We start from the raw sequence: 18,886 nt of genomic DNA on the forward strand, positions 1-18,886 counted from the left end.
ATTTCCCTTGATCTTTTCTGGCTGCTTTTTGGGCATCCTCAAAGCAGTTAGTCCGGCAGCAGGAGACAATATGTTTTTAGCACATCGATCGATTATTGGCACTCGTTTGGATGCCACCAGTTATCAAGATGCTTGCGATCGCATTCAGTCCTGGGTGGAAAATAATCTCTCCTGCTATATTGTCGCCGCTAACGTCCATCTGGTGATGATGGGTTATTGGCACAAAGCCTATCGTCGTCTGATTAATGGCGCTAATCTGGTGACACCGGATGGAATGCCTCTCGTCTGGGGATTGCGCTTACTGGGGATTAAACAACAAAGTCGCGTCTATGGCCCTGATCTTATGTTAGCCTGTTGCGAGCGGGCTGCCCGCTGCCAAATCCCCATCTATCTCTACGGTGCCACAGAAAAGACCCTAATTGATCTGCAAGCCAATCTTAAACAGCGTTTTCCTGATTTAATTATCGCTGGTAGCTATTCCCCCCCTTTTCGTCCCCTCAGCGACGATGAAGAAGCGCAAGATAGGGACAGAATCCAGCAATCCGGGGCTAAATTGGTTTTTGTCGGGTTGGGATGTCCCAAACAAGAACAGTGGATGGCCCGACAACAGGGAAAATTAAAGGCTGTTATGTTGGGAGTCGGCGCCGCTTTTCGTTTCCACAGTGGTGAAGTGTCTCAAGCACCCGGTTGGGTGATGAAAATCGGCTTAGAATGGCTCTATCGTTTGTTTCAAGAACCTGGTCGTCTCTGGCAACGCTATTTAATTAATAATCCCATTTTTTTGCTTCTTTTTGCCCTGCAACTCCTGCGAGGCCGGGAAAAGTAAACAGTAATCCAGTCATCAGTCCTCAACTATCGTTAAGATGGATAGGAGAAGGCAAAGTTTTATCTACGTTTAGGAGTTCCTGCTAACGATGACACAAGCTACTCAGATTCAAGGAAAAGGAATTTTACTCAGTGAGGCTGCCCTCAAACACCTTACCATGCTCAAAAAGCAACAGGGCAAGGATTTATGTCTGCGCGTGGGTGTGCGTCAGGGTGGTTGTTCGGGAATGTCCTATATGATGGATTTTGAGCATCCTAGCAATATTGGCCCCCAAGATGAGGTTTTCGATTACGATGGCTTTAAAATTGTCTCTGATAAAAAAAGTCTGCTCTATCTCTACGGTCTCATGTTAGATTACAGCAACGCGATGATCGGCGGCGGTTTCCAATTCACTAATCCTAACGCCAGTCAAACCTGCGGCTGTGGTAAGTCTTTCGGCGTTTAATTAGGGCTTGCTGAATAAATCTAAAAACCTTGTTGGATAAGACTTTTAGACATTTTGTCAATCAAAAAGTACCGGATATGGGAGTGATCGGGGGGAAATTTAGGCACTTTTTCCCTGAAAATTAGGTAATTGACCGCCTGAAAATGGGTAAAACCCTACACCCCACACCCCACACCCCACACCCTGCCCCCACCAACAAACTTTTTCAGCAAACCCTAATTATTTCTCCAGGGTGATACCTTTCACCCCCGCCTCCCAGAGGCGATTTTTTTTTGGCCAAAACCCTTGACAAAATCGGAGACTTGACATATACTTTTTGTATAATGGGAATCCGTGCCTGCCTGCGAACCCTTCATTTTTAGGCTAGATACCCTCAATGTTAGGATAATCGGCCATGTCAGGACAAACGGGCAATAAACCACTTTTTTCTCAACACTATCTTGAGCATCGGCTGCCGGATTCTCCGGAATGGCAAGAGGATGTATCGGTGGCATTTTCCCGCTTAGAGAGTCTTTATCAACAAAAAAAGGCGATTTTGCCGACTCTTAACGAAGCGCAAACGGAAGCAGAATTAATACAACCGATTCTAGAAATTCTCGGTTTTAGTTATATACCGCAAGTAAGCAGTAGGGGAAAAGGAAGGTCAGAAAGGCCAGATTATGCCCTATTTGCCGGAGAAAATGACCGTTATCAAGCCTATTCTCTCCAGAATAATGAAAGAGCCTTTTATAGTCAAGTTTTAGCGATCGCTGAGGCCAAATACTGGCAACGTTCTCTTAGTGACGTTTCTAAGAATGATCAGCGAGATATCTGGAAAAATAGTAATCCTTCCTTTCAGATCACCAATTATCTGACGGGGACGGGAGTAGATTGGGGTATTCTCACCAATGGTCGAGAATGGCGCTTATATTACCGTCAAGCGTCCTCCACAGCCACGGAATTTTATCCAGTGGACTTGATGGAACTATTAGAAGGGGGAGACCGGCAAAAATTTCGGTATTTCTGGTTATTTTTCCGTCAAGAGGCTTTTATTAAGGATATTCACGCTCAGAATTTCCTTGAACGGGTCCGGGAGGAGAGTACCACCTATGCCACCAGAGTGGGTAACGAGTTAAAAGAGTTAGTCTTCGATCGCATTTTTCCCGATATTTCTAAGGGTTTTGTATCATTAAATACAGACATACAGCCAGATTTATTGTATGAAGCGAGTTTATCCCTGCTGTATAAATTATTATTTCTGCTCTACGCAGAAGCGCGGGACTTGCTGCCGGTGAGGGGAGACTATCGCGATTACAGCTTATTGCAAAAGACGCGAGAAATTGCCGTTAAAATCGATCGTCAGCAGGCCTTTAGTGGCACCTCGACGGGAATATACGATGCTCTCCTCAGTTTATTTCGCATTGTCGATCGAGGGGATGCTAATTTAGCCGTACCTCGTTACAACGGGGGTTTATTTGACATGGAAGAAGGCCGGGTGAATTGTTTTCTCGGTCAATACAAGTTATCCGATGCGGTTTTAGCGCCCATCTTAGACAAGTTAGCACGTTTTGAGGGACAGCCGATCGACTATAGTTTTTTAGGTGTGCGACAGTTAGGATCAATTTACGAAGGATTACTGGAATATCGCATCGTGATTGAGGGGGAATCGGTGCATCTGGAAAATGATCGGGGAGAAAGAAAAGCCACCGGTTCCTATTACACTCCCGATTACATTGTTAAATATATTGTCAGTCATACCCTCAAACCAATTTTAGAGCAAAGAGCGCAACAGTTCGGGGATGTGATGACAGAAATCGCCACCCGAAGACAAGAAAGCAGCGATAGACGTTTAGGAAATCTCAGTCAGCAGGGATTAGAAAAAGAGCTACAACGCTTAGAAAAAAAAGCGATCACTACCTTACTTGATCTTAAACTCTGTGACCCCGCCATGGGAAGCGGACATTTTTTAGTAGAAGCAGTGGACTATCTCACCGATGAGTTAATCCAGATTCTCAATCTTTATCCCGAAGATAATCCCGTTTTAACCATGTTGGAAACCACCCGACAAAACATTATCGACAATCTCCGACAACAGGGAATTATTCTCGATTCTCCCACCCTTGAACCCACGCAATTATTACAGAGAGTGGTGATGAAGCGCTGTATTTATGGGGTGGATATCAATCCGATGGCTGTAGAATTGGCCAAGGTTAGTCTCTGGTTACATTCTTTCACAGTGGGCGCACCTTTGAGTTTTTTGGATCATCATTTACGTTGTGGTAATTCTCTGATCGGAACTACCGCCAAGGACGCAGAAGCCGCTATGATTGAGGAAGAAGGTGGTCAATTAACTCTTTTAACTGGCCCTTTTGTTGGGTTACTTCGGGCAGCAGAAATTATGCGGGGAATTAGTACCCTCAGCGATGCGACTTTTGCTGAAGTGGAAGCAAGTGAACAGTTATTCCGTGATTTTGATAGTCAAGCTAAACCCTACAAGCGTTTATTAGATGTTTTCCTCTCTCGCTTTTTTGGGGTTAAAACTGCTATCGAGTTTCTGCAGCGCTACGGTGGCAATATATCGGCAATTAATTGGGATAAGTTACCCCGATCAGATCAAGGAATTTTAGACCAGGCAGCTAGTTTATATAAAAGTAAGCGCTTTTTTCATTGGGATCTGGAATTTCCTGAAGTTTTTATCGATCTTGATTCCGCTTCTTGGAAGGATAACCCCGGTTTTGATGCAGTAATCGGTAATCCTCCTTATGATGAATTGTCAGAATCCGCTCTCGGTAGAGTAATTGACGAAAAACAATTTATAGATAATACAGAAATTTATAAAGAAGCTAGAGCATTTAGAGTTAACTTATATCGTTTATTTGTTGCCAAAGCTATAAGTCTCGCTAAGAAAAATGGCTATCATAGCTTTATTGTTCCTATGTCACTGCTAGGTGATCGTTTTACATTTGAGTTAAGACGTAAGCTTTTACAAAAAACCAGTTTGATATGTATTGAAGCTTTTCCGCAAAAAGATGACCCCAATAATCGGGTTTTTCGTGAAGCAAAATTATCCACTTGTGTGTATGTTCTTTTTAATGGCATATTACCGCTAGATTTCTCGATGAGAACTCATGAGGGCAAAGATATTCTAGATCATTCTCGTCGATATTATGCTAATGCTGAAAAAATCGATAAATTTGATCCTGATAATTTATCTATACCAACAGTCAATCAGGAGTCTTGGAAATTGTTATTAAACCTATGTGAAAATCCTAGATGTGTTTTATTTAAAACCATTGGTTATCCGACTCCTGGAGAGATTATGTTCAATCAGCAATTCAAAGAATTTATATCAGATGATCCTCCAGGTGAAATAGTTCTTCGTGGAGCGCATATAGGTCGTTATGAGTTTTACGAAAAGCCAAAACAAGGAAACCCAGTGTATTTAAATAAAACAAAATTCCTTGAAAAACGTGGTACAAATAAAGAAGTTAAAGCATACGATCATTTAAAGAGAAGAATCGCCTATCAAAGAGGTGCAGCAATCGATAATTATCGACGGATAATAGCAACAACTATTCAAGAGGGATTTTTTTGTTCTGACACAGTTGGTTATATTGTAGATACACAATATAAACTAGAAACAGTTCTAGCTTTTTTAAATTCAAAATTATTGGAATGGAGATTCAGCCTTACAAGTACGACTAATCATATTAATGCCTACGAACTAAACGTAATTTTTATTCCTAAAATATCTTTTAGCACTAATAGCGATCGCCGTCAACAGAGTTTAGAGAAACTTATCAAAAGTTATCAAGAAAAGCAAGAAATATTAAAAGAAATCGAGGAGCATATTAGGAGAGAAGAAACCGATATAGTCCATGATATTTTGGCCTACTTAGCAGAACAGATGATCGAGATAAATCGGGAAAAACAAAAAGAAATCAAAAGCTTTTTAAGATATTTAGAGAGAATAATCGGCAGTGCGATCGATAATTTAACCAACAAATCAAAAATCCAAAACTATCTCGGTGACTACCAAAAAAGCGAACCTCATCTTAGCTGCGATCAACTGTGGGAGATACTGAAAAAGAACAAAAAGAAAATTACCGTTAACTTACTCGATCGTCAAATACAGGAAACCCTAGAAAAAGAATATCAAACCAGTCTAGATAAACTTTTGCCACTAAAACAACAATTAAGCGCCACCGATGAATTGATCGATCTAATTGTTTATAAACTCTATGGATTAAGCGAGGAAGAAATTAAAATTATTGAGGGGAGAGAGTAAAAAAAAAGAATCAGCTGCCTGCGTATTTAAATTACTTGTTGAGATACAGATACCCGTCGAGGCGGTATAACCGTTAAATTTACGGCCAATCCTGACTCGTATCGCAGAGGAAATGGTCGGCCATGATGTCCTCGAAGGTGAAGGGACAGTGAGAGGGAAAAGTCCGTATCGGTAAATCCGTCTCGCGTAAAGCCAAATCGACTCCGGCCTCGAAAGCATCGGATAAAGCCGTCGGTATCCGGGATTTTAAACTAGGATTACCCTCTAGATGCCGTCTGATCCCTCGTCTCTGTTCTCTAATCGTCAAAAACCAGCTGCGAGAACGTTTATCCGGCTGATATTCCCATTTGAGAAGATGTCCTACCAAAACGGTTAGACGGCTCACCAGTTCTCGATATTCTTGTTTACCCAAGGAAATGATTTCCTCCCGTAAGTTTTGCCAGTCCAGAGCTTCTACCTGTCGGTTGGCTAGAACTTTCGCTTGTAGCTCTGTCCACCCGTAGAAGTCGGATTCATACAGGGAATTCGCTCGATCTTTCATATTGGAGCAGCCTTGACAATTAAAGATATGGCGTTCTATTCAGTAGTTCTAGTATTCTAGTTGTGGATAGGTAAAATCGGCTCTCTTCTTCTTTGTGTGATCTCGCGTAGCGAGCGCGTTGCGACCAGTTTAACTTATATAGGAGCGATCGATCTTTGTGTTCTTTGTGTCTTTGTGGTTCCTTCCACTCCCTCGCCAGCAGGACTGTATCTTAAAATACATTTTACCCACCAAACCCAAGAGAGAATCAGCTGCCTGCGTATTTAAATTACTGGTTGAGATGAGGTAAAAGGCAATCCCTTCTCAAGAGAGGAGATTGCCGGCTGTTTGCTCAAACCGTGGCTAAAGATTTCCAGCGCTCGGCCTGTTGTAAGATGGCCCTGGCTGCCTGTTTACCCGATAAAGTGGCCCCTTCCATGCTATCAATGTAATCCTGTTGGGTATAACTACCGGCAAGGAAAAAGTTAGCAATAGGAGTCGCTTGCGAGGGACGATAGACATCCATCCCCGGTGCTTCCCGATAGAGACTCTGGGCCAATTTCACCACACTAAACCAAGTCATCTTTAACTCCCGCGAGGAGGGAAATAACTGATGGACTTGCGCTAAAACGTGCTGGGCAATATCTTCATTTTTAGCTTTAATAAAAGGATCCCCAGGGGTTAAAACCAACTGTAATAAAGAACCTTCTCCGGGGCGATAATAATCCCTAGGACTGGTGAGGGCAAGATCTGCAAAACAGGAGAAATCCGCTTGGTGGGTGTACAAAAGATTGTCAATTCCCACCGCTTTTTGCAGTTGTCGGCGTTTTTCGGCATCATTTAACTCCGTCACCCAACCGTCAAAACGCAATTGTACCGTGGCGACGGGGACGGCTTCTAGTCGGAAAATATTGTCAAAAATCGGCATTTTCCGCCAATCTTGGGGAATAAGACGCTGAATACCGGGGACATCACCAGCGCAAACATAGGCATCTGCGGTGATAGTTTCTGTGGTTTCTCCGTTAGCGACGATCATGCCATTAACTTGCAGATTTTCGCCCTCTCCAGAATAGAGAATTTCCCGCACCTGACGACGGGTAGAGATTTTGGCACCCCGAGCTTCCAGATAGTTAATAATCGGTTTATGTAGGTATTCGTGGGGGGAACCTTCCAACATCCGCAGGACGGAAGCTTCGGTTTTAGCGGCAAAAAATTGGAAAATCGTCAGCATACAACGGGCCGAGATATTTTCCGTATCGATAAATCCTAGGGCATAGGCGATCGGATTCCACATTTTTTTTAAACTGCCGTCATTACCGCCATGGCTACGAAACCAATCGGCAAAGCTAATCGAGTCTAGATCCCGAATCGTTTTCATCGCTCCTTGAAAGTCTATCAGACCACGGACGATGGGACTGGTACCTAGGGCCAGAGAATTAAAGATTTTATCGGCTGCCGAGAGTTGGGAGGAGGTAAAAAAGGCTTTTAAACCGTTAAAAGGCGCACCTGCGACGAAACGGAAGTCTAATTCGCCGATTTTTCCCCCTTCGTTGATAAAAGTGTGGGTGTGTTCTTTGAGTAGTAGGGATTGAAAAGCGCCCACTTTTTTCATTAACTCAAAAAGATTATAGTAACAGCCAAAAAAGACGTGCAGGCCCATCTCGATGTGATTACCGTCCGCATCTACCCAACTACCGACTTTTCCCCCGACAAAGGGACGAGATTCTAATATTTCTACTGTACAGCCCGCATCGACCAGATCGATAGCTGTTGCCATTCCCGCTAATCCTGCACCAACGATCACCACTCGCATTTGTCAAGTTCCTGTTACAATTTTTCACTAAATCTTTATTTTACCCCGATCCGTCTGGTGTTTCTCGCTGGCGATTTTTTCAGGGTCGCTTGAGGGCGTGGCAGAATAATTGAGAGTTGCACTAGGGAGAAGTCATTTTGAAGCGATCGCTAGATGGGAGACAGGGATTAATTATTGTCAGTATTATTTGGATATTGGGGATATTAGTCGATAGATTCTGGTTTAGTCTCGATCATACCGTTCCCGCTTGGGATCAGGCCGATTATCTCAACGGTGGCATTATCTATACCCAAGCTTTCCAAAATCCGCGCTGGTTTGATGGGGATTGGTGGCGCAGTTTATGGCTAATGTCCCCGAAAATTCCCCCTTTAACCTATCTTTTAACGATTCCCTTCTTTAATCTCTTTGGTATTAGTCTTGACGCGGGTATGTGGGTAATGGCTATCTATAGCGCCCTACTGCTCTTTTCTGTGTACGGATTGGGAATTATCCTCTTTAATGGGACTGTGGCTTTATGGGCGGTCTTAATCTGTCAATTTCTACCCGGTTTATACTATTATCGCCTCGAATATCTCTTAGATTTTCCCTTAGCGGCAATTGTAACGTTTTCTTACTTTTGCTTGACATGGTGGCGATTTAGTGGTCAAGGCTGGCTAAAAGCGATCGCTTTCGGGATTTCTTTCGGTTTAGGGATGTTAGTCAAACAAACCGCCCTATTTTTCCTCTTTTTACCGATTTTGTGGGTATTGGGCGAAAATCTCCGGCGAAAACGTTGGGGCAATCTAGCGCAATTAATGCTGAGTTTTTTGACGGCAGCATGGTTAATGTTTCCCTGGTATCGGACGAATTGGTTATTAATGTTAACTGCGGGCAAACGTGCCACGGTAGATTCGGCGATTTTGGAGGGAGATCCGCCTCTTACCAGTCCAGATGCCTGGACATTTTACGCCCAAGTTTTACCCTATTTTCTTTCTTGGGTATTGTTATTAGTTCCCGTGGTGGGATTATTAATCTCCTTACGTCATAGAAAAACCGAAGATAAGGTTAATCGTCCTGTGTGGATTTGGTTAGGAGTTTTTCTGCTGGGGGGATACCTATTATCATCCCTAAATATCAATAAAGATGCTCGTTATATTTTGCCGCTTTTACCGACTTTATCCTTAATTTTATCCGTCGGTTTATTATCTTGGCGCGGTCGTTTTGCCCCCAGTATCCGTTGGGGAACGATAACTATTGCCGCTATCCTCACCAGTTTAAATTTATTCCCCTTGGGGGGAGATATAATTACTAACGTTTTCAGTCCCGAATTACAACACCATCCCTATTTAAAAACTGGCTGGCAGCAGGAAGAAGTAGTTAAAGAGATTCTAGGCGATTCTCCCTATCTTCGCAGCACCCTAGGGGTTTTACCTTCCACCCCGGAATTAAATCAACATACTTTCTCTTTCTACGGTGGTAAACATAATTCCCAGGTTGCCGGCAGACAGGTGGGAGTTAGGGAAGAAGATATAGAAAAGGATGTCAATTCTTTAGATTGGTTTTTAACTAAAACTGGTGAACAGGGTTCCGTCCCCGATGTCCAGAAAAAAATTGTTAATCGAGTCGCCACTGGGCCAGATTTCCAAGTGGAAAAAACTTGGCAGCTACCGGATGATAGCACCCTGTCCCTACACCGAAAAATATATCCTTCCGTCACGGTTAACCCCCTTGAAAATGCGCCAAAACGGGTGGAATTAAGAGAGATTGCTATTGCCGAAAAAGCTTCTCCTAATCAACCCATTCCCGTGGTTTATAAATGGGCCGGAGACTGGCAACAATTAAAGTCAGGAATAGTAATTTTAACTTGGCAAGAAGTGGACGGTAAGGATTATTGGATGCACGATCATGGTATTGCTATGGGGGGATTAATGGCAGAAAAATTAACTCCAGAAGAGCAACAAAAAGGTTTTGAAGTCACTGAAAAAACCGCCATGCAGTCGGCAGCAACCCCCGGAGTTTATCGCTTATCTGCTGTCTATCTCAATCGGGAAACTGGCGAAACCTATCCGATTAAAACTAATGCTCAAATTACTATCGATCCTCAAGTCTCCAAGTTAGCAACGCCCCAATTAGATTTAGTGACCCAATTGCGCTTAAAGTCTGCTAATATTGGTCAAGGATTAACGGGTATTGAGCCAATTTTTCAGTTAACTAATCGTATCAATCAATACGATTCGATTCAGGATTATGTGCTGCAAGCAGACAAGGCTTTTTCCTATCGTTTACAGCAACAAAACCCCCCCGATAAATTATCTTTAGCCTACGGATTAGCAATTTCTAAGGTACTACAACAGGATGTAGCAGGGGCAATAAAAGCCACGGAGGAAATGATTAAAATTGACCCCCATAATCCCTATCATTATGCTTATCAAGGTTTTATTTATCTCTACGATTGGCAACCGCAAGCAGCCCAAAAAGTCTTAGATCAGGCCAGAAAATTAAATCCGGATAGTGAGGAAATTAAGACTTTAAATGCAGTGGCTGCCTTGATGGGAGGAAATCTCGTTAAAGCTTGGCAATTATGGCAGTCAAATTAAAATAGAGTGGGGTGTAGGGTGTAGGGTGTAGGGTGTAGGGTGTAGGGTGTGGGGTGTAGGGTGTGGGGAGTTTTCTCAGTGAACTGATAACTGATAACTGATAACTGATAACTGACTCCTGACTTCTAACCCAATGTTGGACAAAGATAAGCAAAAGTTATTTATTGAATGCAAAAACTTGAGAATATTTAAATTAACATTCCGCAATATTTATAAATTCTTAAGAATTAATTGAGAAAGATTTTTATTTAACAACGACGTTATGCTAGTTACAGCGATTTGATAGAATTTCATAATGGGATATTCTATGCTTTTTTGGGCAGCAATGGTTGAAACCCTTGCCACACCTAGAAGGTGATCCTAATTAAGACGGGTAAATTAGTCAATTTCACCCGCAACGATGATCTTTTTTTTATGTAGTTTTATTGCAAAAAAAAAGTTTTTTTGACAAAAAGCACAAAGTATGATAGGAACCCAAGGTATTTCTGGTTGCGAGTAATTATTGTAGAGAAGGGAGATGGGAGGGGGGTGTGGGGTGTGGGGTGTGGGGTGTGGGGTGTGGGGTGTAGGGTGTGGGGTGTGGGGAGTTTTCTCAGTGAACTGATAACTGATAACTGATAACTGAATACTGACTCCTATCTCACCATTGAGACAACTACTGTAACAACTCCCTGGGATCGGTGACTTCCCCTTTAATTGCTGCCGCTACCACCATCGCCGGACTCATCAACAAAGTACGCCCAGAAGCGGAACCTTGACGACCTTTAAAGTTACGATTGGAGGAGGAAGCGCTGATCTGATCTCCCTGCAATTTATCGGGATTCATGGCTAAACACATGGAACAGCCAGCCTCGCGCCATTCAAAGCCCGATGCTAGGAAAATTTGGTCTAATCCTTCTGCTTCCGCTTGTTTTTTGACTCTTTCGGAACCGGGGACGATAAAAGCTTTCACATGGGGGGCCACACGATGACCTTGGGCAAATTTGGCCGCTTCGCGCAGATCACTGATCCGGCCGTTAGTACAGCTACCGACGAAGCAGACATCGATTTTTGTGCCTTTAATCGGGGCGCCGGGGGTGAGTTTCATGTATTGATAGGCTTCCTCTGCGATCGCTCTTTCACTGGCCGGTAAACTTTCGGGAGTGGGAATGACTTCGTTAACCCCGATTCCTTGGCCCGGGGTGATACCCCAAGTAACGGTGGGTTCGATTTCGCCGGCATCAAAGACCACCACATCGTCATAAACCGCATCGGCATCGCTTTTAATGCTTTCCCACCAATTAACCGCACTTTCCCAGTCTTTAGGCGCAAAATCACGACCTTTGAGGTAATCGTAGGTGATCTGATCGGGGTTGATATAACCACATCGGGCCCCACCTTCGATCGCCATGTTACAAATCGTCATCCTTTCTTCCATGGACATCCGTTCGATTGTACTACCAGCATACTCGTAGGCGTAACCAACACCGCCTTTAACGCCCAATTGACGGATAATATGGAGAATTACATCTTTAGCATAGACCCCGGGGTTTAAATCGCCGTTTACCTCCACTCGACGCACTTTTAATTTCGATAGGGATAGGGTTTGGGTAGCAAGAACATCGCGTACTTGGGAAGTGCCGATGCCAAAAGCGATCGCCCCAAAAGCGCCGTGGGTGGAGGTGTGGGAGTCACCGCAGGCGATCGTCATCCCCGGTTGGGTTAGACCCTGTTCGGGAGCGATCACATGAACTATGCCCTGATTGCCGGAACCGATGCCGTAGAAAGGAATATTATTGGTTTGAACATTAGTTTCGATCGCCCGGATCATTTCCTCGGCCAAATCGTCAAGGAAAGGACGCGCCTGATTTTCGGTGGGGACGATGTGATCGACGGTGGCAATAGTCCGTCCTGGAAATAATACTTTTAAACCCCTTTCTCTCAGCATCGAAAAAGCTTGCGGACTGGTGACTTCATGGACTAGATGCAGTCCGATAAATAATTGTGTCTGTCCACTGGGAAGAATCTTAACCGTGTGTGCGTCCCAGACTTTATCGAATAACGTTCTTGCGCTCATTGACCTTGGAATGATAGTCATCTCCCTAATCATATCAGCTAACCCCAGCCGATAAATATTAATTTTTTCTTTTCTCTTGGTTAGTAGGGATAATAGGTAAATAGCTCTGTTTTTGCCCGCTTAAAACCATCAGTTTTTGAGTGAAATAAAAGACTTTCGCTAATAACTATTTGAGTGATTACTTCTGATCCTTACCCTCGATACATATAATTTTGAAACAGGATTCAGTAAGTAGCTGGTTATAATTAAATTGAAGATAGATCCCCCCTTAATCCCCCCTTGATAAGGGGGGTGCCGATCCGCCCTTAATTCCCATTGATAAGGGGGGAACTGACAATTTTTAACACCTACCTACTTATAACATTTTCTAGGTTTGAATAACCCCTAGGTCTATAGCCATAAAAAATTTATTCTTTTCTTGTCACTGATAAATTATGCTCGCTAACTCTCCTGTTCAGATAAATTTCTCCGAGAACAATTAATCCTAGAATCAGAGGTAAACTCAGCCATGATACTAGGATTCCTAAGTAGTTAACACTAATAGCAATCAGGAGAGTTACCCCCATATAAATAATTGCTACTTGTGGATGAGACAAGCCAGATTTTTGTAATCTTTGATAAAGGTGACTGCGGTGAGCTTGGAAGATATTTTCCTTTCTTAATAATCGACAAATCAGGGTATAAATAGCATCACCAATCAGAGGTAAAGTGATAGTTAAAGCTGACCAAGCTTGACTTTGATTCCCCTGGTTATTAAGTAAAACCATAGCGACAATTGCCCCTAGACTGGTGCTACCCACATCACCCATAAAAATTTTCGCTGGCGACCAATTCCAGAGGAGAAAACCGCCTAAAGCTGCCACTAAAAGCCATAAAATTGGTTGCTGAAAATAGAGAGCGAGAAATCCTAATTGTACCGCCGTACAGCCAGCCACCAAGCCATCGAGACCATCCATAAAATTATAAAAGTTAATGATCGCGGTCAGGCCGATAATTGTGAGAATAAAAGCCAAAATTTTGCCGCCAAAACCCAAATCTAATAGCCACGATTGGGGAAAAGCGCCGAAAAAAGTGACCGCAACACTAGCGGAGGATAACTGCACTAAATAGCGAATACTAGAGGGAATACCGCGACGATCATCGAGAAGGCCGATAATAATTAAAGGAGTCAGGGACAACCACAGGGGAATAAGAGGTAGGGAAGGAGGAAGGAGAAAATAACTGAGGCCGCTGGTCAGAGCAAAAGCGACGACAAAACCGAGTCCACCCCCCCTAGGTGTGGGTTGACTATGGCTGCTACGCTCATTGGGAATATCTAACAATTGTTGACTAAAACGTTGTTTAATCAGGGCAACCACCAGAAAACTAATCAGAAAACTGATGACTGAGAGTAGGGATAATAACATAGGGATTTTCGCACTCAGATTAATTATCGATCCTACGCTGTTCGGTGACAAAAAGTGCCGATATTGCCATCGTGGTTTTAGTCAGTGTCAGCATCCCACTTCCAAAGCTAAGGCGCTTCGGGTTTTGGGGAATATGATCAGCAATTTTAGGTTTAACCTACTCTCGATCGCTTTTTACCTGACTGGTGCGACGAACGTTTAAAACATCGCTCATCAGCTTAATTTGACTAACACAGCGTTCAAATTGTTGCAGGTCTTTTACTTCAATTTTCAGGGAAATTAAAGCGGGTTTGCCGAAATTAGTCTTAACTCCAGCATTGCGAACATTAATATTTTGGTCACTTAAACGAGAGAGAATATCTTTTAAAACCCCGACGCGATCAATCACTTCAATCTGAATATTTACCGGATAAGTTGGATAACGTCCCTGGTCATCTACGGGGTTCCAACTAACAGGAATTAAGCGTTCAGCTTCGGCTTTTTCCACATTCGAGCAGCCCTGACGGTGAATAACAATACCTTCCCCCGCATGGGCAACTATACCAGTAATATTTTCTCCGGGTAAAGGACAACAACAACCGGCCAAACGATAGACTAATCCCTCCACACCGGCGATCGGTGATTTACTAACGGGTAAAGCCCTTTGAACGGGAGAAGGTGGTAGAATCAATTGGGAATCAGTCAAGACATCGGGCGGATTTTTGACCGTTAAAATTTCCTGTTGATTTTTAACCGCTTCTTGCAGACGATTAACCACATTTTTTAGGGTAACTTCGCCGTAACCTAAGGCCGCCAATAAATCATCTACTGCCACATAATTGCACTGTTTAGCCACGGATTGCATTCGTTCCGATTTCAGCAGGGCATCGAAGCCAGTTTTACCCAATTCTTTCTCTAATAAATCACGACCACGGCTAATATTTTCTTCTCGTCGCGATTTTTTGTACCATTGCCGGATGCGATTTCTGGCGCTAGGAGTAACGACAAAATTTAACCAATCTAAACTAGGGTGACTATGCTTGCTGGTGAGAATTTCCACCAGATCACCATTTTGCAAGGGAGCATCAAGAACTGACCATTTACCATTAATTCTTGCCCCTTTCATCTGATTACCTACTTCGCTATGAATATGATAGGCAAAATCTACCGGTGTCGCACCTTGGGCAAGGGCCACCACATCACCTTTGGGGGTGAAAACATAGATATCTTCTTCAAAGAAATTATTTTTCAGGCCATCCATGTATTCTTGACCATCTTTAAGGTCTTTTTGCCAGTCGAGCAGATTACGCAGCCAAGCAAATTTTTCATCCTCGGCGGTTAAAGTTGTCTGACTAGAACCGGTTTCTTTATACTTCCAATGGGCTGCAATACCGTATTCAGCAACATGGTGCATTTCTAGGGTGCGAATCTGCACTTCTAGGGGACGGGCATTTAAACCAACAACGGTGGTATGGAGGGATTGATAACGGTTAGCTTTTGGTAAACCGATATAGTCTTTAAAACGGTTAGGAATCGGGGTAAATTGGTCGTGAACTATGGCTAAACAACGATAACATTCCTCTTTGGTTTCGACGATAATGCGGACGGCGGCTATATCATAAATCTGCTCGAATTCTTTGCCTTGATTGTGCATTTTATGATAGATGCCGTAGAGATGTTTGGGGCGACCTTGCAAATCAAGAACTTTTATGCCAATTTCTTGCAATTTTTCCCGCAATGTGTTAGTGACAGTTTCGATGCGGGCCTCTCGATCGATGCGTTTTTCCGATACCAATAACTGCACGGCGCGATAAGCATCGGGTTCGAGGTATTTAAAGCATAAATCTTCTAATTCCCATTTAAATCGCCCAATCCCTAAACGGTTAGCCAGGGGAGCAAAGATTTCTCTAGTTTCGAGGGCGATGCGTTGCTGCTGTTGCGGGGTGAGGTGTTCGAGGGTTTGCATATTGTGCAGGCGATCGGCTAATTTGACCACGATGACGCGGATATCTTGAGCCATCGCCAGGAACATTCGGCGAAAATTCTCCGCTTGCCGTTCAGTTTTGCTAGAAAAGTTGAATTTGGAGAGTTTTGTCACCGCTTCCACCAAATTACGCACCTCAACACCGAATCTAGCCTCGATTTCTTCGGGGGTGACTTCCGTATCTTCCACCACATCGTGAAGGAATCCCGCCGCGATCATTGCCCCATCACCCCCCAGATCCCGCAGTAATCCCGCTACAGCTATGGGATGGGCGATATAGGGTTCCCCAGATTTGCGATACTGCCCCTCGTGGAGTTTGTGGGCGAAATTAAAGGCCCGACAGATTAAATCGCTATCGGGATTCTGGGGGTCGTTTTCGTAGGTAATTAGGCATTCTTTCAGCCAATCGGGTAAAACTAACGCTTTTTTCGGTTCCGTGGCCCGGGGAAGGGCGGTGAGGGTTTCTGGTTGGATGGCAGTGATGGCGTTCATGGTTAGATCGGGGGGATAATAGGGGGGGGGAGGAGACGGATAACTAGAAAACTATTAGGCCGAAGGGATGCCAGATTACTTAACTCTCTAACACTGGCATCGGATCGATCGGCGAAAAGGACGCGATTCTTTTAAGTTTTTGTCTCTGGTCGGGAGGAGAGAGGACTTGCAACCGTGACGGCAAATCGTTAATCTTATGTAACAAATTCTAACGCGCTTTGTATTGGATGCTACCGACAAATTACCGTCAAGCCTACGAATCTTTGTTAAGAAAACTGGAGGATTTCAGTCTTGCCCTTCTGGATGGGGACGCTTCCACGGGGTTACAATCTTTTCAAGCTTTACAAACCTGTCTAGAAGGGGAGATATTGTCACTAAATGATGACAATTTCAGCCCAGAGGTGGCTAATCGTTGGCGCACTGTCCAGACGGAACTATATCGATCCTGGCGATTGCTGGAGACGGATTGGTTATTTTTGGCCTCGGCCCGGCAAGGACGGGAGAAGCGTTTACAGATAATTAGCGAGCGAGTGGCGACTTTAAAGGGGTATTGTCGGGTTTTGTTAGGGGAAGTTGTCGATTAGTAATTAGGGCTTGCTGAATAAATCTAAAAACCTTGTTGGGTAAGACTTTTAGACTTTTTGTCAATCAAAAAGTACCAGATATGAGAGTGATCGGGGGTAAAATTCAGGGACTTTTTCCCTAAAAATTAGGTAATTGACCCCCTGAAAATGGGTAAAACCCTACACCCCACACCCCACACCCCACACCCTGCCCCCACGAAAAACTTTTTCGGCAAACCCTAATTAAATGCTCGATCGCCGTTTGTGTGGCATACTTGACCCTAAGTCCTAACTTTTATCGTTACCGCTCGCGTCATGTTGGAAATTAAAGACCTAAAAATTGCCTACCCGACCGAATTAAGTTCTCCCTCTTGGGCGATCGATGGGGTATCTTTTAGTATAGGCCAAGGGGAAACTCTGGGATTAGTGGGTGAATCCGGTTGTGGAAAATCGACCATCGGTAAGGCTATTTTAAGGTTATTACCCAATCGCACTCACGTGGAAGGTGAGATTACCTTTGAAGGGCGATCGCTTTTATCTTTATCTAGCAAACAGTTAGAAAAGTTTCGCGGGGAAGCGGTGGGATTAGTCTTTCAAGATCCGATGACGCGACTGGATCCCCTAATGACTATTGGCGATCATTGTGTGGAAACTTTGCAAGCTCATCGAGGGAATTTAACCTATCGTCAAGCTAAAAGTGAAGCTTGTACTGTCCTAGAAAAAGTGAAAATTCCCGCTAATCGGTGGTCCCAATATCCTCACGAATTTAGCGGGGGAATGCGGCAAAGAGTGGCCATTGCTTTAGCTTTATTATTAAACCCTAAGTTAATTATTGCCGATGAACCCACCACCAGTTTAGATGTGACAGTTTCGGCGGAAATTCTGCGGGAATTAAAGCGTTTATGTAGCGAGAAACAGATGGGATTATTGTTAATTTCCCATGATTTAGCGCTGGTGGGAGAATATTGCGATCGATTAGCGGTGATGAAGGGGGGCAAAATTGTCGAATCGGGAGCGGTAAAAACAGTTTTTAATACACCTCAACACCCCTACACTCGTTCTCTTTTGGCCGCCGCTTTACACCTACAGTTACGGGAGGAAAAATCAACGGCAATTCAAGGCAAAGAAACGGTGTTAAAGGTGGATAATTTAAAACATTATTATACCCTAGAAGATAACTTTTTAGATAGTTTTTTCAAGAAAAAAAAGAAATTTATTAAAGCGGTGGATGAAGTCAATTTTGAACTGTATCGAGGGGAAATTTTCGGTTTAGTTGGGGAGTCGGGGTGTGGGAAAAGTACCCTATCGAGAACCCTATTACAGTTAATTAAACCCACTGGGGGAAAAGTGGAATTTTTAGGAGAAGATTTAACAACTTTGTCGGGGGAAAAAATGCGTCCAAAACGGCGCTTAATGCAGATGATTTTTCAGGATCCCCTCGCTTGTCTCAATCCTTTAATGACGGTGGGAGAAAGTATCGCCGATCCGCTTTTGATCCATCAAAAAATTAGTCTAGAAACGGCTAAAGAACAGGTTTTAGAAATGTTAGATCGAGTCGGTTTGACACCAGTAGAGGAGTTTTATCGACGCTATCCTAGGGAGTTATCGGGGGGACAACAGCAAAGGGTAGCCATTGCTCGCGCTTTAATTACCCATCCAGAATTAGTTATTTGTGATGAACCGGTTAGTATGCTCGATGCTAGTGTCCAGACACAGGTTTTAGAGTTAATGTTAGAGTTACAAAAGTTATTTAATCTCACTTATTTATTTATAACTCATGATCTTTGGTTAGCGAGATTCCTCTGCGATCGAATTGCGGTGATGACTGCGGGTAAAATTGTTGAAATGGGTGACACTGAACAGATTTTTAGCCATCCCCAACACCCCTACACCCAAAAATTAATCGCCGCAGCCCCGAGAATTTATCCCGACAGCAACTAAAATCGCTCTAGGGGTTTA

The 18,886-nt window shown here is 43.6% G+C and carries 11 protein-coding genes; 6 read left to right on the top strand and 5 right to left on the bottom strand.

Annotated features, from left to right (window positions below):
• The first annotated feature begins 7 nt into the window (after positions 1 to 7).
• From RAM70_RS12870 to RAM70_RS12880, 3 genes are all read left to right on the top strand, one after another.
• Positions 8 to 826 (top strand): WecB/TagA/CpsF family glycosyltransferase, encoded by an 819-nt coding sequence (locus RAM70_RS12870; RefSeq protein WP_238567714.1) that lies wholly within the window; start codon positions 8 to 10, stop codon positions 824 to 826.
• 88 nt (positions 827 to 914) lie between these two features.
• Entirely contained in the window at positions 915 to 1,271 is a 357-nt protein-coding gene (locus tag RAM70_RS12875) for an iron-sulfur cluster assembly accessory protein (protein WP_002784265.1), read from the top strand.
• Positions 1,272 to 1,665: 394 nt separating this feature from the next.
• A complete protein-coding gene (locus RAM70_RS12880) occupies positions 1,666 to 5,538 on the top strand; it encodes an Eco57I restriction-modification methylase domain-containing protein (protein ID WP_312674058.1) in 3,873 nt (1,290 codons plus the stop codon).
• A 79-nt stretch (positions 5,539 to 5,617) separates the two neighbouring features.
• On the opposite strand, the gene RAM70_RS12885 is transcribed toward RAM70_RS12880, so the two are convergent.
• Both RAM70_RS12885 and zds read right to left on the bottom strand, forming a co-directional pair.
• A complete protein-coding gene (locus tag RAM70_RS12885) occupies positions 5,618 to 6,079 on the bottom strand; it encodes a DUF29 domain-containing protein (protein WP_045356168.1) in 462 nt (153 codons plus the stop codon).
• Positions 6,080 to 6,410: 331 nt separating this feature from the next.
• Positions 6,411 to 7,871 carry a 9,9'-di-cis-zeta-carotene desaturase gene (gene zds / locus RAM70_RS12890; RefSeq protein WP_288001349.1) on the bottom strand — a complete coding sequence of 487 codons (1,461 nt, stop codon included), beginning with the start codon at positions 7,869 to 7,871 and terminating at the stop codon, positions 6,411 to 6,413.
• A gap of 137 nt (positions 7,872 to 8,008) precedes the next feature.
• On the opposite strand from zds, the gene RAM70_RS12895 reads away from it, so the two are divergent.
• Positions 8,009 to 10,447 (top strand): glycosyltransferase family 39 protein, encoded by a 2,439-nt coding sequence (locus RAM70_RS12895; RefSeq protein WP_312674063.1) that lies wholly within the window; start codon positions 8,009 to 8,011, stop codon positions 10,445 to 10,447.
• A gap of 655 nt (positions 10,448 to 11,102) precedes the next feature.
• Here the strand turns inward: RAM70_RS12895 and leuC are convergent.
• From leuC to RAM70_RS12910, 3 genes are all read right to left on the bottom strand, one after another.
• Entirely contained in the window at positions 11,103 to 12,503 is a 1,401-nt protein-coding gene (gene leuC / locus RAM70_RS12900) for a 3-isopropylmalate dehydratase large subunit (RefSeq protein ID WP_312674064.1), read from the bottom strand.
• Positions 12,504 to 12,910: 407 nt separating this feature from the next.
• A complete protein-coding gene (locus tag RAM70_RS12905) occupies positions 12,911 to 13,909 on the bottom strand; it encodes an MraY family glycosyltransferase (protein ID WP_045356178.1) in 999 nt (332 codons plus the stop codon).
• Positions 13,910 to 14,066: 157 nt separating this feature from the next.
• The gene (locus tag RAM70_RS12910) at positions 14,067 to 16,364 is read right to left on the bottom strand and encodes a RelA/SpoT family protein (protein ID WP_312674065.1); all 2,298 of its coding nucleotides are present in this window, start codon (positions 16,362 to 16,364) and stop codon (positions 14,067 to 14,069) included.
• Positions 16,365 to 16,591: 227 nt separating this feature from the next.
• On the opposite strand from RAM70_RS12910, the gene patD reads away from it, so the two are divergent.
• Complete coding sequence (gene patD, locus RAM70_RS12915; RefSeq protein WP_045356182.1) at positions 16,592 to 16,948, top strand: heterocyst frequency control protein PatD; 357 nt, start codon at positions 16,592 to 16,594, stop codon at positions 16,946 to 16,948.
• A gap of 294 nt (positions 16,949 to 17,242) precedes the next feature.
• Positions 17,243 to 18,868 carry a dipeptide ABC transporter ATP-binding protein gene (locus RAM70_RS12920; protein ID WP_045356184.1) on the top strand — a complete coding sequence of 542 codons (1,626 nt, stop codon included), beginning with the start codon at positions 17,243 to 17,245 and terminating at the stop codon, positions 18,866 to 18,868.
• The last annotated feature ends 18 nt before the right edge of the window (positions 18,869 to 18,886 follow it).

This window comes from Microcystis wesenbergii NRERC-220, assembly GCF_032027425.1.
In the GTDB taxonomy this organism is placed as follows: domain Bacteria; phylum Cyanobacteriota; class Cyanobacteriia; order Cyanobacteriales; family Microcystaceae; genus Microcystis; species Microcystis wesenbergii_A.